13 protein-coding genes are annotated in these 14,048 nt (G+C 63.9%); 7 read left to right on the forward strand and 6 right to left on the reverse strand.

Going from position 1 to position 14,048, the window contains the following annotated elements:
• Window positions 1-13 precede the first annotated feature (13 nt).
• Complete coding sequence (gene rplI / locus IB267_RS09365; protein WP_034803982.1) at window positions 14-589, forward strand: 50S ribosomal protein L9; 576 nt, start codon at window positions 14-16, stop codon at window positions 587-589.
• Window positions 590-696: 107 nt separating this feature from the next.
• On the opposite strand, the gene IB267_RS09370 is transcribed toward rplI, so the two are convergent.
• The 3 genes from IB267_RS09370 to IB267_RS09380 are packed head-to-tail and all read right to left on the reverse strand — an operon-like array spanning window position 697 to window position 3,980.
• Window positions 697-1,794, reverse strand: coding sequence for an HlyD family secretion protein (locus IB267_RS09370; protein WP_192447370.1), 1,098 nt, complete (start codon window positions 1,792-1,794; stop codon window positions 697-699).
• A gap of 18 nt (window positions 1,795-1,812) precedes the next feature.
• On the reverse strand, window positions 1,813-3,531 hold the full coding sequence (locus tag IB267_RS09375) for an MFS transporter (RefSeq protein ID WP_192447371.1): 1,719 nt from the start codon (window positions 3,529-3,531) through the stop codon (window positions 1,813-1,815).
• A 5-nt stretch (window positions 3,532-3,536) separates the two neighbouring features.
• Window positions 3,537-3,980 (reverse strand): MarR family winged helix-turn-helix transcriptional regulator, encoded by a 444-nt coding sequence (locus IB267_RS09380; RefSeq protein WP_043611356.1) that lies wholly within the window; start codon window positions 3,978-3,980, stop codon window positions 3,537-3,539.
• 332 nt (window positions 3,981-4,312) lie between these two features.
• Between IB267_RS09380 and IB267_RS09385 the strand changes: the two genes are divergently transcribed.
• Window positions 4,313-5,815: a replicative DNA helicase gene (locus IB267_RS09385; protein WP_043611355.1), complete on the forward strand. Its 1,503-nt coding sequence runs from the start codon at window positions 4,313-4,315 to the stop codon at window positions 5,813-5,815.
• A gap of 222 nt (window positions 5,816-6,037) precedes the next feature.
• Here the strand turns inward: IB267_RS09385 and IB267_RS09390 are convergent, their stop codons facing one another.
• From IB267_RS09390 to IB267_RS09400, 3 genes are all read right to left on the reverse strand, one after another.
• Window positions 6,038-6,337 (reverse strand): AzlD family protein, encoded by a 300-nt coding sequence (locus IB267_RS09390; RefSeq protein ID WP_043611353.1) that lies wholly within the window; start codon window positions 6,335-6,337, stop codon window positions 6,038-6,040.
• Window positions 6,334-6,987 (reverse strand): AzlC family ABC transporter permease, encoded by a 654-nt coding sequence (locus IB267_RS09395; protein ID WP_192448281.1) that lies wholly within the window; start codon window positions 6,985-6,987, stop codon window positions 6,334-6,336. Before IB267_RS09395 ends, IB267_RS09390 begins: the two co-directional genes overlap by 4 nt.
• Window positions 6,988-7,143: 156 nt before the next feature.
• Window positions 7,144-8,001 carry an AraC family transcriptional regulator gene (locus IB267_RS09400; RefSeq protein ID WP_192447372.1) on the reverse strand — a complete coding sequence of 286 codons (858 nt, stop codon included), beginning with the start codon at window positions 7,999-8,001 and terminating at the stop codon, window positions 7,144-7,146.
• A gap of 150 nt (window positions 8,002-8,151) precedes the next feature.
• Here IB267_RS09400 and alr point away from each other — a divergent pair, with 150 nt between their 5' ends.
• The 5 genes from alr to IB267_RS09425 all read left to right on the forward strand — a co-directional run bounded on the left by alr (window position 8,152) and on the right by IB267_RS09425 (window position 13,977).
• On the forward strand, window positions 8,152-9,291 hold the full coding sequence (gene alr, locus IB267_RS09405) for an alanine racemase (protein WP_192447373.1): 1,140 nt from the start codon (window positions 8,152-8,154) through the stop codon (window positions 9,289-9,291).
• Window positions 9,292-9,440: 149 nt separating this feature from the next.
• Complete coding sequence (gene radA, locus IB267_RS09410) at window positions 9,441-10,844, forward strand: DNA repair protein RadA (RefSeq protein WP_192447374.1); 1,404 nt, start codon at window positions 9,441-9,443, stop codon at window positions 10,842-10,844.
• Between the two features lie 123 nt (window positions 10,845-10,967).
• Entirely contained in the window at window positions 10,968-11,591 is a 624-nt protein-coding gene (locus IB267_RS09415) for a CvpA family protein (protein ID WP_192447375.1), read from the forward strand.
• Between the two features lie 145 nt (window positions 11,592-11,736).
• On the forward strand, window positions 11,737-13,224 hold the full coding sequence (purF, locus tag IB267_RS09420) for an amidophosphoribosyltransferase (RefSeq protein ID WP_192447376.1): 1,488 nt from the start codon (window positions 11,737-11,739) through the stop codon (window positions 13,222-13,224).
• A gap of 12 nt (window positions 13,225-13,236) precedes the next feature.
• A complete protein-coding gene (locus tag IB267_RS09425; RefSeq protein WP_192447377.1) occupies window positions 13,237-13,977 on the forward strand; it encodes an SDR family NAD(P)-dependent oxidoreductase in 741 nt (246 codons plus the stop codon).
• Window positions 13,978-14,048 lie beyond the last annotated feature (71 nt).

Below are 14,048 nucleotides of genomic sequence, written 5' to 3' on the forward strand. Positions count from 1 at the left end.
AAAGGAAACCAACATGGAAGTCATTCTTCTCGAACGTATCGCCAAGCTCGGCCAGATGGGCGAAACCGTAAAGGTTCGCGACGGCTTTGCCCGTAACTACCTCCTGCCGCTTGGCAAGGCGCTGCGCGCCAACGCTGCCAACAAGGCCCGTTTCGAAGCTGAGCGTTCGACGCTCGAAGCCCGCAACCTCGAGCGCAAGTCGGAAGCCCAGGCTGTTGCCGAGAAGCTCGACGGCAAGTCGTTCATCATCGTCCGCTCGGCTGGCGAAACCGGCCAGCTCTACGGTTCGGTCGCTGCCCGCGACATCATCGAAGTGCTCGCTGCCGAAGGCTTCAACGTCGGCCGCAACCAGGTCGACCTCAACCAGCCGATCAAGTCGATCGGCCTGCACAAGGTCACGCTGCACCTGCACTCGGAAGTCGAGATCTCGGTCGAAGTCAACGTTGCCCGTTCGGCCGAAGAAGCCGGTCGCCAGGCCAAGGGCGAAAGCCTGACCTCGGCCGACGCCATCTACGGCGTTGACGAAGACGCCCTGAAGCCGGAAGACTTCTTCAACCCGGAAGCCGAATTCGAAGGCGAAGAAGAATAAGCCTTAAAGGCCATTCGACATGCGAAAGCCCGGATCATCGATCCGGGCTTTTTTCTTGGCCGCTGCACGGTCCGCGCTGTCAATGACGTCCGGGAAATCCGGCCGCCTTATCCGTGAGCGGCAACGGGCGTGCCGCCCTTGTTGGCCTGGTCCGGTGCAACATGAACCGGCGCATCCTTGTCGACGCGCACGACGACCGAGAGACCGGGTGAGAGCATTTCCGCCAGCGGCTGACCGGGATCGACGGCGATGCGCACGCCGACGCGCTGAGCCACCTTGGTGAAGTTGCCGGTGGCGTTGTCCGGACGGATGATGCTGAACTCCGAACCAGCGGCGGGCGAGAACCGCTCGATATGCCCCATCAGCTCGTTCCTCTGCAGGGCGTCGACCGCGATGGTGACGGGTTGGCCCGCCTTCATGCCATCGAGCTGCGTTTCCTTGAAATTGGCGACCACCCAGACGTCGTTCGGAACCAGCGCCAGGAGTTGCGAGCCGGCCGTCACATATTGACCGATGCGCGCGCCGATCTCGCCGAGCCGGCCGTCACGCGGCGCGACGATGCGCGTGTTGTCGAGATCGATACGCGCGAGTTCGACGGCCGCTTCCGCCCCGCTCACCGCGGCCTGCAGTCCGGAACGCGCGCCGAGCGTCGTCGCCAGTGCCTGCTTCGAGACTTCCAGCCCTGCTTCCGCCTGGCTCACGGCAGCGTCAGCTTGCTCGAAGCCCGCACGCGCCTGATCGGCGTCGCTGCGGGTCGAAACACCCTTTTCCGCAAGCGGGCGAATGCGGTCCCAGGTCGCACGCGCCCGGTTGAAGGCGGCCTTGGCGCTGTCGATCTGCGCCTGGCTTGCGGCGATACCGGCCTTGGCCGAAAGCTCCTGCTGGAAGGAATTGGCAAGGGCTGCCTTCTGACCGGCAAGCGTGGCTTCCGCCTGCGCCACCTTCTGCGCATAGATGCGGTCGTCGATCTTGACCAGCAGTTGCCCGGCCTTGACCGTCTCGTAGTCGCGCACCGGAACGTCGGCGACATAGCCCGCAAGCTGTGGGCTCATGATCGTGACAAAGCCACGCACATAGGCGTTCTCGGTCGATTCGACCGAACTGTGGAACGGCGGCAGCCGCCAGGCGTAGAGCACAAGGGCAACACCGGCGATGCCGGCGAGAAGAACGATGATGCTCGTGGGCGAGCGCAGGGATTTCAACATGGTCGTCAACTCTGTCAATCAGGTGGCAGGCATCGGCGCAGGCGCGGACAATCTCTGCCTGAGCCAGTTGTAGAAGATGTGCAGCAGCAGCCCGGCGAGCGCGAAGAGCGCGACCGCCGAAGCCAGCAGGAAGGCGTCGTTGTAGGCGAGGATGTAAGCTTCGCGGGTCACCTGCTGTGACAACAGCACGGTGCCTTCGCCGCCGAGCAGGGTCTTGTCGCCCATCACCTTGGCGTAGGCGGCGGAAAGCTGGTTGACGCGCTGGGCAACCAGCGGGTTCGAGAGCACGATCCGTTCGGCGAGAATGTTGGAGTGAAACTTTTCGCGGATCGTGACGAAGGTGCCGAAGGCAGCGGAACCGATCAGGCTGCCGATGCTCTGGGTGAAGAGGAAGATCACGATGAAGCTCAGGATATAGCTCGGCCCCTTGGCGAGCGCCGCCTTGAAGCCGCGTGCCATGGCCGGCGGCAGGAAGAGCGCCGTGCCAGACGCAATCATCGCCTGGCTCAGATACATCTGCTCCGGCCGCGTGAGGTTGGTCGCCTGGCTATCCATGTAGGCGCCGGTCGCCAGAAGGCCGAGCGCCAGGATATGCACGCGCTCCGCATGCTGAGGGTTCATCAGCGCGGCGCAAAGCAGACCGCCGCCGATCGCCGCGGCAAGGATGATCCAATAGAGGGTCGCGACCTGCTCGAACTGGAGGCCGAGCTGCTGGTAGAAGTTCGCCGCGACCGTCGATTGTTCGGATGCCACCAGGCGGAAAATCAGGAGAACGGCGGCAAAGTGCACGATCTCCTTGGAGGCGATCCAGCGCACGTCGATCAAGGGTACCGGGCGATGGAGCTCGATCAGCACCGCAGTCGTCAGCGTCGTGATCGAGACGACCAGCAGGACACCGAGCCATGGCGCCTCGAACCACCAGTAGAGGCGCCCCATGGTCAGGACCACGGCGAGGCAGCCGAAGGCGACGGCGACGAGCAGGTAGCTCAGGATATCCATGCGCTGAATGACCTTGGCATGCGGCACCGGCGTCAGCGGCAAGAGGTAGATGATCGGCAGAGCGATCAACGCCAGCGCCATTTCCAGCGTGTAGAGCGCGTGCCACTGGCCGTATTCGATCAAGGTCGGCGAGATCAGGCGGGTAACCGGCGCGGAAATCGTCGTGCAGGTGAGCGCCAACGCCAGACCGACGGTCAGCTTGCGCGCCGGCGGAAAGGCTTCGAGCATGTAGAGAAAACCGAGCGTCGACATCGGTGCGGCGGCAATGCCGCTGATGAAGCGCACGACGATCGCCGAATGCAGATCGGAAACGAAGACGTTCATCAGCGAGACGACGACGAAACCGGCGATGCTGATTTCGGCAAAACGGCGCAGCCCGTACTGGGCGCGGATCTTCACCAGCGCGATCGACAGGCTGACATTCGGCGCCATGTAGGCCGCCGAGAGCCAACCGGCCTCGATGGAGGTCGCCGAAAGCGAGCCCTGGACCTGCGTGAGGTTGGCGAGCGCCAGGTTCATGCCGAGCCCCTGAGTCAGGAACAAAAGCACAGAGCCCAAGACGTAGACCGCCGAAAGCAACAGGCCTTTCTCGACCGGGGCCGGTACGGGCGCTGGCGCCGGTTCTGGTTCCGGCGCAATCTCGGTTTCCCCGCGTTGATCCTCGTCGATGGTCTCCGCAGCCTCAAGCTCGATGGCGAGGCGGTTGTCGTTTGCGGCGGCCGTCGCGCCTGCACCCATCGCCCTCACTCCCGCGCCAGCGACTGGACATTGTCGGCGATCGCCCGGATCACCCGCTTCGTCACCGCAAGCTCGGCTGCGTCGATGCCTTGCAGCACTTCGGCGCGGATCTCGTCGGCAAGTCTGAGGATCTCGTCGGCAACCGTTCGGCCGAGTTCGGTCATATGGATCTGCTTGGCGCGACGGTCGGAGACCTCCACCCGCCGCTCGATGAAGCCTTGCTTCTCCATGCCGTCGAGCAGGCGCACCAGGGTCGGGGTCTCGATGTCTAGCTCGTCGGCGAGCTCCCGCTGGTTCAGGCCGTCCTTCTTCGTCAGGGCAAAGAGCGCGCGGGCGCGCGACAGCGTCAGCCCCCTCTCCTTCACCCGCGCATCGAACACGGCGCGCAGCTTGCGGTTGACCAGCGACAGGGCATCGAACAGTTCGCGGTTCACGGTCGGCTGATACATTGGTATCTTTTCCATACTAATAGCATGCTAATTATATTGCCTCTATCTAATCCAAATGCGGTGGACTTTCAAGATGCGGATTTGAGGCAGAGGAGGACGGCGCTACACTTCGGCTTGTCGGGAAGGTTCGGGTGATTCGCGGCGTCAACGACCAAATTTGTGACGACGGCATAATCCGCACATTTGCGAACCCCCGCCTGTGGATCAGTCGAACAACGGGAACAGCGCCGGATGCGGTGACGTCGCTCTGCGACTGTGTCCCTCGTGCACTTGACCCGGCCCGCGCTTAGACGCAAACCGGTGCCACACCAGACAGAGGCAGAGATAATCGAATGAACGAAGCGTCGCGAAAGCTATCCCCTATCGGCAAGGATCAGGCGGACCAGCACTACCGCGAGGCCCCGAACAACCTCGAGGCCGAGCAGGCGCTGCTTGGCGCGATCCTCGTCAACAACGACGCCTACTACCGCGTCTCGGACTTCCTGAAGCCCGTGCATCTGCACGAGCCGCTGCACCGCAAGATCTACGAAGTCGCCGGCGACATCATCCGCATGGGCAAGATGGCGAACCCGGTCACCATCAAGACCTTCCTCAAGGCGGACGAGAAGGTGGGCGACGTCACCGTCGCGACCTATCTTGCGCGCCTTGCCGGCGCCGCCGTCTCGATCATCAACGCCGAAGACTATGGCCGGGCGATCTATGACCTGGCCCTGCGCCGTTCGCTGATCACCATCGGCGAGGACATGGTCAACATTGCCTATGACGCGCCGCTCGACATGCCGCCGCAGGGCCAGATCGAAGATGCCGAACGCCGTCTGTTCGAACTGGCCGAGACCGGCCGCTACGACGGCGGCTTCCAGTCGTTCAACGATGCCGTGGCGCTCGCCATCGACATGGCCGGCCAGGCCTTCGAGCGCGACGGCAGCCTTTCGGGCATTTCAACCGGCATCCTGTCGCTGGACGGCCGGATGGGCGGCCTGCAGCGTTCCGACTTGATCGTGCTTGCCGGACGTCCGGGCATGGGCAAGACCTCGCTTGCCACCAACATCGCTTACAACATTGCTGCGGCCTACGAGCCGGAAGTCCAGGCGGACGGCTCGTTCAAGGCGAAGAACGGCGGCGTCGTCGGCTTCTACTCGCTCGAAATGTCGTCCGAACAGCTCGCCACCCGTATCATCTCCGAGCAGACCGAAGTCTCCTCCTCGAAGATCCGCCGCGGTGACATCTCCGAGGCCGATTTCGAAAAGCTCGTCGCCTGCTCGCAGATGATGCAGAAGGTGCCGCTCTATATCGACCAGACCGGTGGTATCTCGATCGCCCAGCTTTCCGCCCGTGCCCGGCGCCTGAAGCGTCAGCGCGGCCTCGACTGCCTGGTGGTGGACTACATCCAGCTCATGACCGGCTCGGGCAAATCCAGCGACAACCGCGTGCAGGAAATCACCCAGATCACCACCGGCCTCAAGGCGCTCGGCAAGGAGCTGAATGTTCCGATCATCGCGCTCTCGCAGCTCTCACGTGGCGTCGAAAGCCGCGAAGACAAGCGTCCGCAGCTCTCCGACCTTCGCGAATCGGGCTCGATCGAGCAGGACGCCGACGTCGTGCTCTTCGTGTTCCGTGAGGAATACTACGTGAAGAACCTGGAGCCGCGCGACGAGTTCGATCCGAAGTACGAAGAGTGGAAGATGAAGATGGAGCAGGTGAAGGGCACGGCCGACGTGATCATCGCCAAGCAGCGTCACGGACCGACCGGTACCGTGAAGCTCGCCTTCCAGTCGGAATTCACGCGCTTCACCGATCTCGCCGACCCATCCTTCACTCAGTACGAGGAACACTAGACTGCTTCCTTGTTTCTTCGAAACAGTGAAGCGCTCCATCACTTTGAAAGAACGCAATTCCGGACGGAAAACCGTTTCACACTTTTCCTGGGATTGCTCAGAGTTCCGTGGGGGCGGCCGGAGCGGGCTGGGAAAAATGTTTGCGGTTTCCCAGCCCGCTCTCAATTTCAGAAGGCATGTGCCTTTCTCTCCGAAGCGCGCCTCGCACTCCGGCACAAACTCTCAGAACACGAGGCGCAGCAGCGCCACCGAGACGACACCGACGGCGACCGACACCAGGAGCGGCAGTCGCATGGCGGCGACCGCCGTCGCGGCGGCCGCGATCGTTTCCGCCGGACCGGTCACGAAGGCCGTCGGCGCGATGACCGCCATCAGCACGGCCGGCGGGATCGCCTCCAGCGCGCGCTTCTGGTTTTCCCCGATCGTCACATAGCGGATCAGCACGAGGCCGCCGATACGGGTCGCGATCGTCGCAACCGCCATGGCAAGAATTGCGAGCAGCGTGTTGAGATCGACGGTCATGCATGGGCCTCCTTGCGAGCGCCGGAGAGAAGCGCCACCACGACGCCGGCCGCAGCCCCGGCAGCGATGTACCAGACGCCCGGCAGCAATCGGTGCGTAATGACCGCCGCGAGCGCGCTTGCAGCCAGAACGGCCCCGGTCTCGCGCCCCTTCCAGAAGCCCATGACCAGCACGATAAAGACGGCGGGGAACGCAAAATCGAGGCCCGTGACCTTCGGATCGCCCAGGACGGCCCCGAGCAGCGCGCCCGCAAGGCTCGTCAGCACCCAGACGCAATAGAACGGTACCGCAAGGCCCGCATACCAGGCAGGCGTCAGCTTGCCGTTGCTCGCGCGCATCTCGGCCATGGCCCAGGTCTCGTCGGCCAGAAGCAGCATCGACGCATAGCGCGCCGGCCCGGAGAAACGGTCGAGCTTGCCGCCGATCGAAGCACTCATTAGCACATGGCGAATGTTGACGAGCAGGGCCGAAAAGCCAAGCGCCGCCCAGGACGCCGGATGCGTCCAGATATCCATAGCGACGAACTGCGATCCGCCAGCAAAGACCAGCGCGCTCATCAGCGCCACCTCGGCCGGCGTGAGCCCCTTGCTCGCAGCCACCGCGCCGAACACGAGGCCAACCGGCATGACCGCGACGATCAGCGGCGTCATGGCGACTGCCGCGGCCCGAAATTCCTGAAACGCACTTCTTTCCTGCAACGTCCACGTCTCCATTCGCGCGATGCGCCGCCTTTCCACGCAGGCGCGCCATCGCAATCACCCGCGTGTTCTAGGTCTCGGGCTGCGGATCGTCTTGAACGAAAGTGATCAGCCGGCGCGGAAGGCCCCGGGGGTGACGCCGGTGCGCGCCTTGAAATGACGGCTGAAATGCGCCTGGTCGGCAAAGCCGCATTGGTAAGCCGCGTCCACCGCCGACCAGCCGTGCCGCAGCAGCGTCTTTGCCGCCCGCACGCGCTTGTCGGTCAGGAACGCATGCGGCGTGATGTGGAACTCCTTGCGGAAAGCGCGGATGAGGTGGGCGCGGCTGAGGCCGGCGACCTTCGCCAGTTCCTCGAGCCCGACGTCCTCGGCATAGTTTTCCGCCAGGAAGTCGCGCGCCTGGTGCACCGCCGATTGCTCCCGCGTTTCAATCGGCGTGATGATCGTGCTGCCATGGCGCTCGAACATCGTGGCGAGAACACTGAACATGCTCTCTTCCGCCTCGAGGGTGCCGCCGTTCAGCTCGAGCATGCGGTGCGCGTGATGAAAGGCTATCGCCAGGTCAGGCGCCTGCAGCACGCGCCTGGAAAAGGACGGCGTGCCCTTGAAGGCACGGCCGGTCACGTCCTCGATGATGTTCACCAGAAGCTCGGCGCTCGGATAGACCATGCGATAACGGTAACCGCTGCCACCGGGATGGCCGTCATGGATCTCGTCGGGGTTGATGAGATAGAAAAAGCCCGGGCCTGCTTCCGAGCGCTCGCCCTTGATCTTGCTGATCTGCGAACCGGCCTCGATGGCGCCGATGCTGAAAGTCTCGTGCGCATGCGGCGCGAATTCGTGGGTGATGAAGGTCGCCGTCAGACATTCCATGCCCATGAAACGGGGATCCCGCCAGAAGCGCGTGCGCTCGGCGCCCTCTATCGGCATGACATCGATGGCTTCTTCCTGCGAAATTGTCTGCATGGCAAAACCATAGTGCGCATGCGCGGCTGCGTCTTGCACAAAAGTGCTCGTTTGCCTGGTCCATCCGCGAGGGCGCTGCGACAGGGGAATATTTGCGACGCTCTGCGCTTGGCTGTATTGATCCTGGATCATCCACGCAGAGTGCCCGGCATGCTTCCTCCAGACTTCCATTCCGCTTCCAACCGGCTCACGATCGATCTTGGCGCGCTTGTCGACAACTGGTGGGCCATGAACAAGCGCTCCGGCAAGGCGCGTGCCGCGGCCGTCCTCAAGGCGGATGCCTATGGCATCGGCATCGCGCAGGCGGCCCCTGCCCTCTATGCCGCCGGCGCGCGCGACTTCTTCGTCGCCAATGCCGAGGAAGGTGCCGATCTCCGCCCTCTGGTTCCGGACGGCCGGATCTACATTCTCGCCGGCATGTGGCCCGGCAACGAGGCGCTTTTCTTCGACAATGACCTGGTGCCGGTCATCAATTCGGACGAGCAGCTGGCCGTGTTCATGGCCGCACTCTCCGAACGGGGCGACCACCCTTGCGTGCTGCATGTCGATACCGGCATGAACCGGCTCGGCCTTACGGTCGAGCAGGCCGTTGCGCTTGCGACAGACCCGGCGCGGCCGGCGAGCTTTTCGCCGGTGCTGATCATGAGCCACCTCGTCTGCGCCGACGATCCCGAGCACCGGCTGAACGGCCTTCAGCTCCTGCGCTTCCACGAGGCGACCGCCGCCTATGAAGGCGTCGATGCGAGCCTTGCCAATTCCGGCGGCGTCTTCCTCGGTTCCGACTACCACTTCGACCTGACCCGGCCGGGCATCGCCGTCTACGGCGGCGAGGCGGTGAACGACGTTCCCAACCCGATGAAACCGGTGGTGACCGCCGAGGCACGGATCATCCAGGTTCGCGATGTGGCCGCCGGCGGCACCGCGAGCTATGGCGCATCCGCTCGCTTCGACCGCGACAGCCGTATCGCGACTGTCGCAGTCGGCTATGCCGATGGCTACCACCGCTCGGTCTCCGGCGGCGGCGTCACGCTCAGGCAGGCAACGCCATCAGGCGCCTTCGGCTTCCTGCATGGCCGGAAAGTGCCGCATGTCGGCCGCGTCACCATGGATCTCAGTCTTTTCGACGTCACCGACCTGCCGGAAGGCACGGTGCGGCCGGGCGATTACATCGAGCTCTTCGGCCGGCACATCGCCATCGACGATGTCGCGCGCGCCGGCGGCACGATCGGCTACGAGATGCTGACCAGCCTCGGACATCGCTATGCCAGGCACTACGTCGGCGGCGCGTAACGCCGTCCTTCATATCAATTTTCAGTCATTCCCGCTGAAATTCACCTTTTGTTCCGCGTTTCGCGGCATTATGTGACGATACAAGTGATTCTTTTCCGCCGACGTCCGATCGCGACGTCGGCGGTCTCACATTCCGAAAGTCGATGCCGATGGCGAAATCGCGTACCCAATTCATCTGCCAGAACTGCGGCACGATCCACACCCGCTGGGTGGGCAAGTGCGAAGGCTGCGGCGAGTGGAACACGATCATCGAGGACAATCCGACGGCAGGCATCGGTGGCGGTCCGTCGCGGGCGCCGAAGAAGGGACGCCCGGTGGCGCTCACTACGCTCTCGGGCGAGATCGAAGACGCGCCACGGATCCAGACCGGGATTTCGGAACTCGACCGGGTGACCGGCGGCGGCTTCGTGCGCGGCTCGGCGCTGCTCGTCGGCGGCGATCCCGGCATCGGCAAGTCGACTGTGCTGATGCAGGCGGCCGCCGCGCTCTCGCGCCGCAACCACCGCGTCATCTATGTCTCGGGCGAAGAGGCCGTGGCGCAGGTGCGCCTTCGCGCCCAGCGCCTTGGCGCTGCCGACAGCGACGTCCTGCTCGCCGCCGAGACCAATGTCGAGGACATTCTGGCGACGCTCTCTGAAGGCAAGCGCCCGGATCTGGTGATCATCGATTCAATCCAGACGCTCTGGAGCGACATCGTCGATTCGGCGCCGGGCACCGTCACCCAGGTTCGCACCGGCGTTCAGGCGATGATCCGCTTTGCCAAGCAGACGGGGACCGCCGTCGTGCTCGTCGGCCACGTCACCAAGGAAGGCCAGATCGCCGGCCCGCGCGTCGTGGAGCACATGGTGGACGCCGTGCTCTATTTCGAAGGCGACCGCGGCCATCACTACCGAATCCTGCGCACCGTCAAGAACCGCTTCGGCCCGACCGACGAGATCGGCGTGTTCGAGATGTCGGACAAGGGCCTGCGCGAGGTTGCCAACCCGTCGGAGCTCTTCCTCGGCGAACGCAACGAGAAATCGCCGGGCGCCGCCGTCTTTGCCGGCATGGAAGGCACCCGCCCCGTCCTCGTCGAAGTGCAGGCGCTGGTCGCGCCGACCTCGCTCGGCACGCCGAGACGCGCGATCGTCGGCTGGGATTCCGCGCGGCTCTCGATGATCCTCGCCGTGCTCGAAGCCCATTGCGGCGTGCGGCTCGGCCAGCACGACGTCTATCTCAACATTGCCGGCGGTTACCGCATTTCCGAGCCGGCTGCGGACCTGGCTGTGGCTTCCGCACTGGTTTCATCGCTTGCCGGGCTTGCCCTTCCGGCGGATTGCGTCTATTTCGGCGAAGTCAGCTTGTCGGGTGCCATCCGGCCGGTTGCGCATACCGCACAACGCCTTAAGGAAGCCGAGAAGCTCGGGTTCTCGCAGGCGGTCCTACCGTCCGCTTCGACCGAACTGCCGAAAAACGGCAATGGCCGCTGGAGCGAGATGGAAAGCCTGCCCGATCTGGTGGCGCGCATCGCGGGGTCGCGAAACGCACTGAGACCGGCGGAGGACGAAGACTGAAGATGCGGATGTCGCAGGCCGCCCTTTAAGGGCCGCAAACAGGCTGAAAATGCCCTGAACTCAGGGCCGATGGCGGATAGGCTTGAGGAGACCCGGACGAACCGGGTCCGGAGTAAGGACAAAATGCCCATTACAATTCTCGACGGTATCGTTCTCGGCGTCGCCCTGTTTTCCGCAATCCTGGCCATGGTTCGAGGCTTCTCGCGCGAGGTGCTCTCGGTCGCGAGCTGGGTGGGTGCGGCAGCTGCCGCCTACTTCCTCTACCCGCATCTCCTGCCCTATGCGAAGCAGTACACCAACAGCGACACGGTTGCGATGATCGGATCGGCAGCGGTGATCTTCCTGATCGCGCTGATCATCATCTCCTTCATCACCATGCGGATCGCCGATTTCATCATCGACAGCCGCATCGGCGCGCTTGACCGCACGCTCGGCTTCCTCTTCGGTGCCGCCCGCGGCATCCTGCTGGTCGTCGTCGCCATGCTGTTCTTCAACTGGCTCGTCGCTCCGCAGCAGCAGCCGACCTGGGTCACCCAGGCCAAGTCGAAGCCGCTGCTCGACAATCTGGGCAACAAGCTGATCGCTCTGTTGCCCGAAGAAGCCGACGCCACCATTCTCGATCGCCTGCGCGGCAAGGACACGACCGGCGAAGGCGAAGGCGAAGCGCCGGCAACGACGCCCGGCCAGGCACCTGCGACGACGCCGGACCAGGCGCCCGCCGACGACGCCCCGGCCAACAACGGCTGAGACAGGAACGATTTGCCGACAAAGCCCGCCCCGCGGGCTTTGTCCTTTTGGGGAATAACGCTTGCAGCCGTTTTCAGCTAAGATTGCTTGAAGACGGCGGGCCTGATCACGATATGCGCACCGGTACGGAGCAAAGGCGACTGTGATGACCGATAGATCCATCGAAATCCACGATGAACTCGAAGGCGACGAGCTGCACGAAGAGTGCGGCGTCTTCGGCATACTGGGGCACTCGGATGCGGCGGCGCTGACAGCGCTCGGCCTGCACGCGCTCCAGCATCGCGGCCAGGAGGCGGCCGGCATCGTCACCTTCGACGGCAAGCAGTTCTGCACCGAAAAGCGCATGGGCCTCGTCGGCGACCACTACACGGATCCCGCGACGCTCGCGAAACTGCCCGGCTTCATGTCGATCGGCCACACCCGCTATTCGACGACGGGCGAAGTGGCGCTGCGCAACGTGCAGCCGCTCTTTGCCGAACTCGAAGTCGGCGGCATCGCCGTCGCCCATAACGGCAACTTCACCAACGGCCTCACGCTTCGCCGGCAGCTGATCGCCGACGGCGCCATCTGTCAGTCGACCTCGGATACCGAAGTCGTTCTGCACCTGATTGCCCGCTCGAAGCAGACCTCCTCCTCCGACCGTTTCATCGACGCCATCCGCCAGATGGAAGGCGGCTATTCGATGCTGGCGATGACCCGCACGAAGCTGATTGCCGCGCGCGACCCGATCGGCATCCGCCCGCTCGTCATGGGTGAACTCGACGGCAAGCCGATCTTCTGCTCCGAGACCTGCGCGCTCGACATCATCGGCGCGACCTATGTCCGCGACGTCGAGAACGGCGAAGTCATCATCTGCGAGATCCAGCCCGACGGTTCGATCACCATCGACGCGCGCAAGCCTGAGGTGTCTCAGCCCGAACGGCTGTGCCTGTTCGAATATGTCTATTTCGCCCGGCCGGATTCGGTCGTCGGCGGCCGCAGCATCTATGTGTCGCGCAAGAACATGGGCATCAACCTCGCCAAGGAAGCGCCGGTCGAGGCGGACGTCGTGGTTCCGGTTCCGGACGGCGGTACGCCGGCCGCGCTCGGCTATGCCCAGCAGAGCGGCATTCCCTTCGAATACGGCATCATCCGCAACCACTATGTCGGCCGCACCTTCATCGAGCCGACGCAGCAGATCCGCGCCTTCGGCGTCAAGCTGAAGCATTCGGCCAACCGCGCGATGATCGAGGGCAAGCGCATCATTCTCGTCGACGATTCGATCGTACGCGGGACGACGTCGGTGAAGATCGTACAGATGATGCGCGACGCGGGCGCACGCGAAGTGCATGTGCGCGTCGCCAGCCCGATGATCTTCCATCCGGATTTCTACGGTATCGATACGCCGGATCGCGACAAGCTGCTCGCCAACCAGCATGCCGACCTCGCCTCCATGTGCCGCTACATCGGCGCGGACTCGCTCGAGTTCCTGTCGATCGACGGCCTCTATGAGGCGGTCGGTGGAGAGAAGCGCGATTCGAAGGCACCGCAGTTCACCGACCACTATTTCACCGGGGACTATCCGACCCGCCTCCTCGACCAGGAAGGCGCCAGCAATGTCCGCAAACTCTCGGTTCTCGCCAGCAACGGATAATCAGACAACAAAATGACGATCGATCTCAAAGGCCGGGTGGCCGTGGTCACCGGCGCATCGCGCGGTATCGGCTATTTCACCGCTCTCGAACTGGCCAAGGCCGGTGCCCATGTCGTCGCCTGCGCGCGCACCGTCGGCGGCCTCGAAGAACTCGACGACGCGATCAAGGCGGCGGGCGGTTCTGCGACGCTGGTGCCCTTCGACCTCGCCGACATGCCGGCGATCGACAAGCTTGGCGGCGCGATCAACGAGCGCTGGGGCAAGCTCGACATCCTGGTTGCCAATGCCGGCGTGCTCGGCACGATCTCGCCGATCGGCCATGTCGAGGCGAAGGTGTTCGACAAGGTGATGATGATCAACGTCAACGCCACCTGGCGGCTGATCCGTTCGCTCGAGCCGCTGCTGATCAAGTCGGACGCCGGTCGTGCGCTGATCCTGTCGTCGAGCGCTGCACACAAGTGCAAGCCCTTCTGGGGCCCCTACTCCGCGTCGAAAGCCGCCGTCGAGGCTCTGGCCCGCACCTGGGCCGGCGAGACGCAGCGCCTGCCGCTGCGCATCCTCTCGGTCGACCCCGGAGCTACCCGCACCGCGATGCGCGCCCAGGCGATGCCCGGCGAGGATCCGGAGACCGTGCCGCATCCTTCGGAAGTCGCAGCCAAGCTGCTGCCGCTGGTTGGCCCCAACCAGACCGAGACCGGCAAGCTCTACATCGTGCGCGAAGACAAGATCGTCGATTACCGGATGCCCGAATAAGCTTCGGCACACCGCTCAAATGAGAAAGGCCACCGTGTCGTCACGGTGGCCTTTTCTTTTTGCGTGTCGTT

Origin of the sequence: Ensifer sp. ENS09 (assembly GCF_014852425.1) — a bacterium.
Lineage (GTDB): Bacteria > Pseudomonadota > Alphaproteobacteria > Rhizobiales > Rhizobiaceae > Ensifer.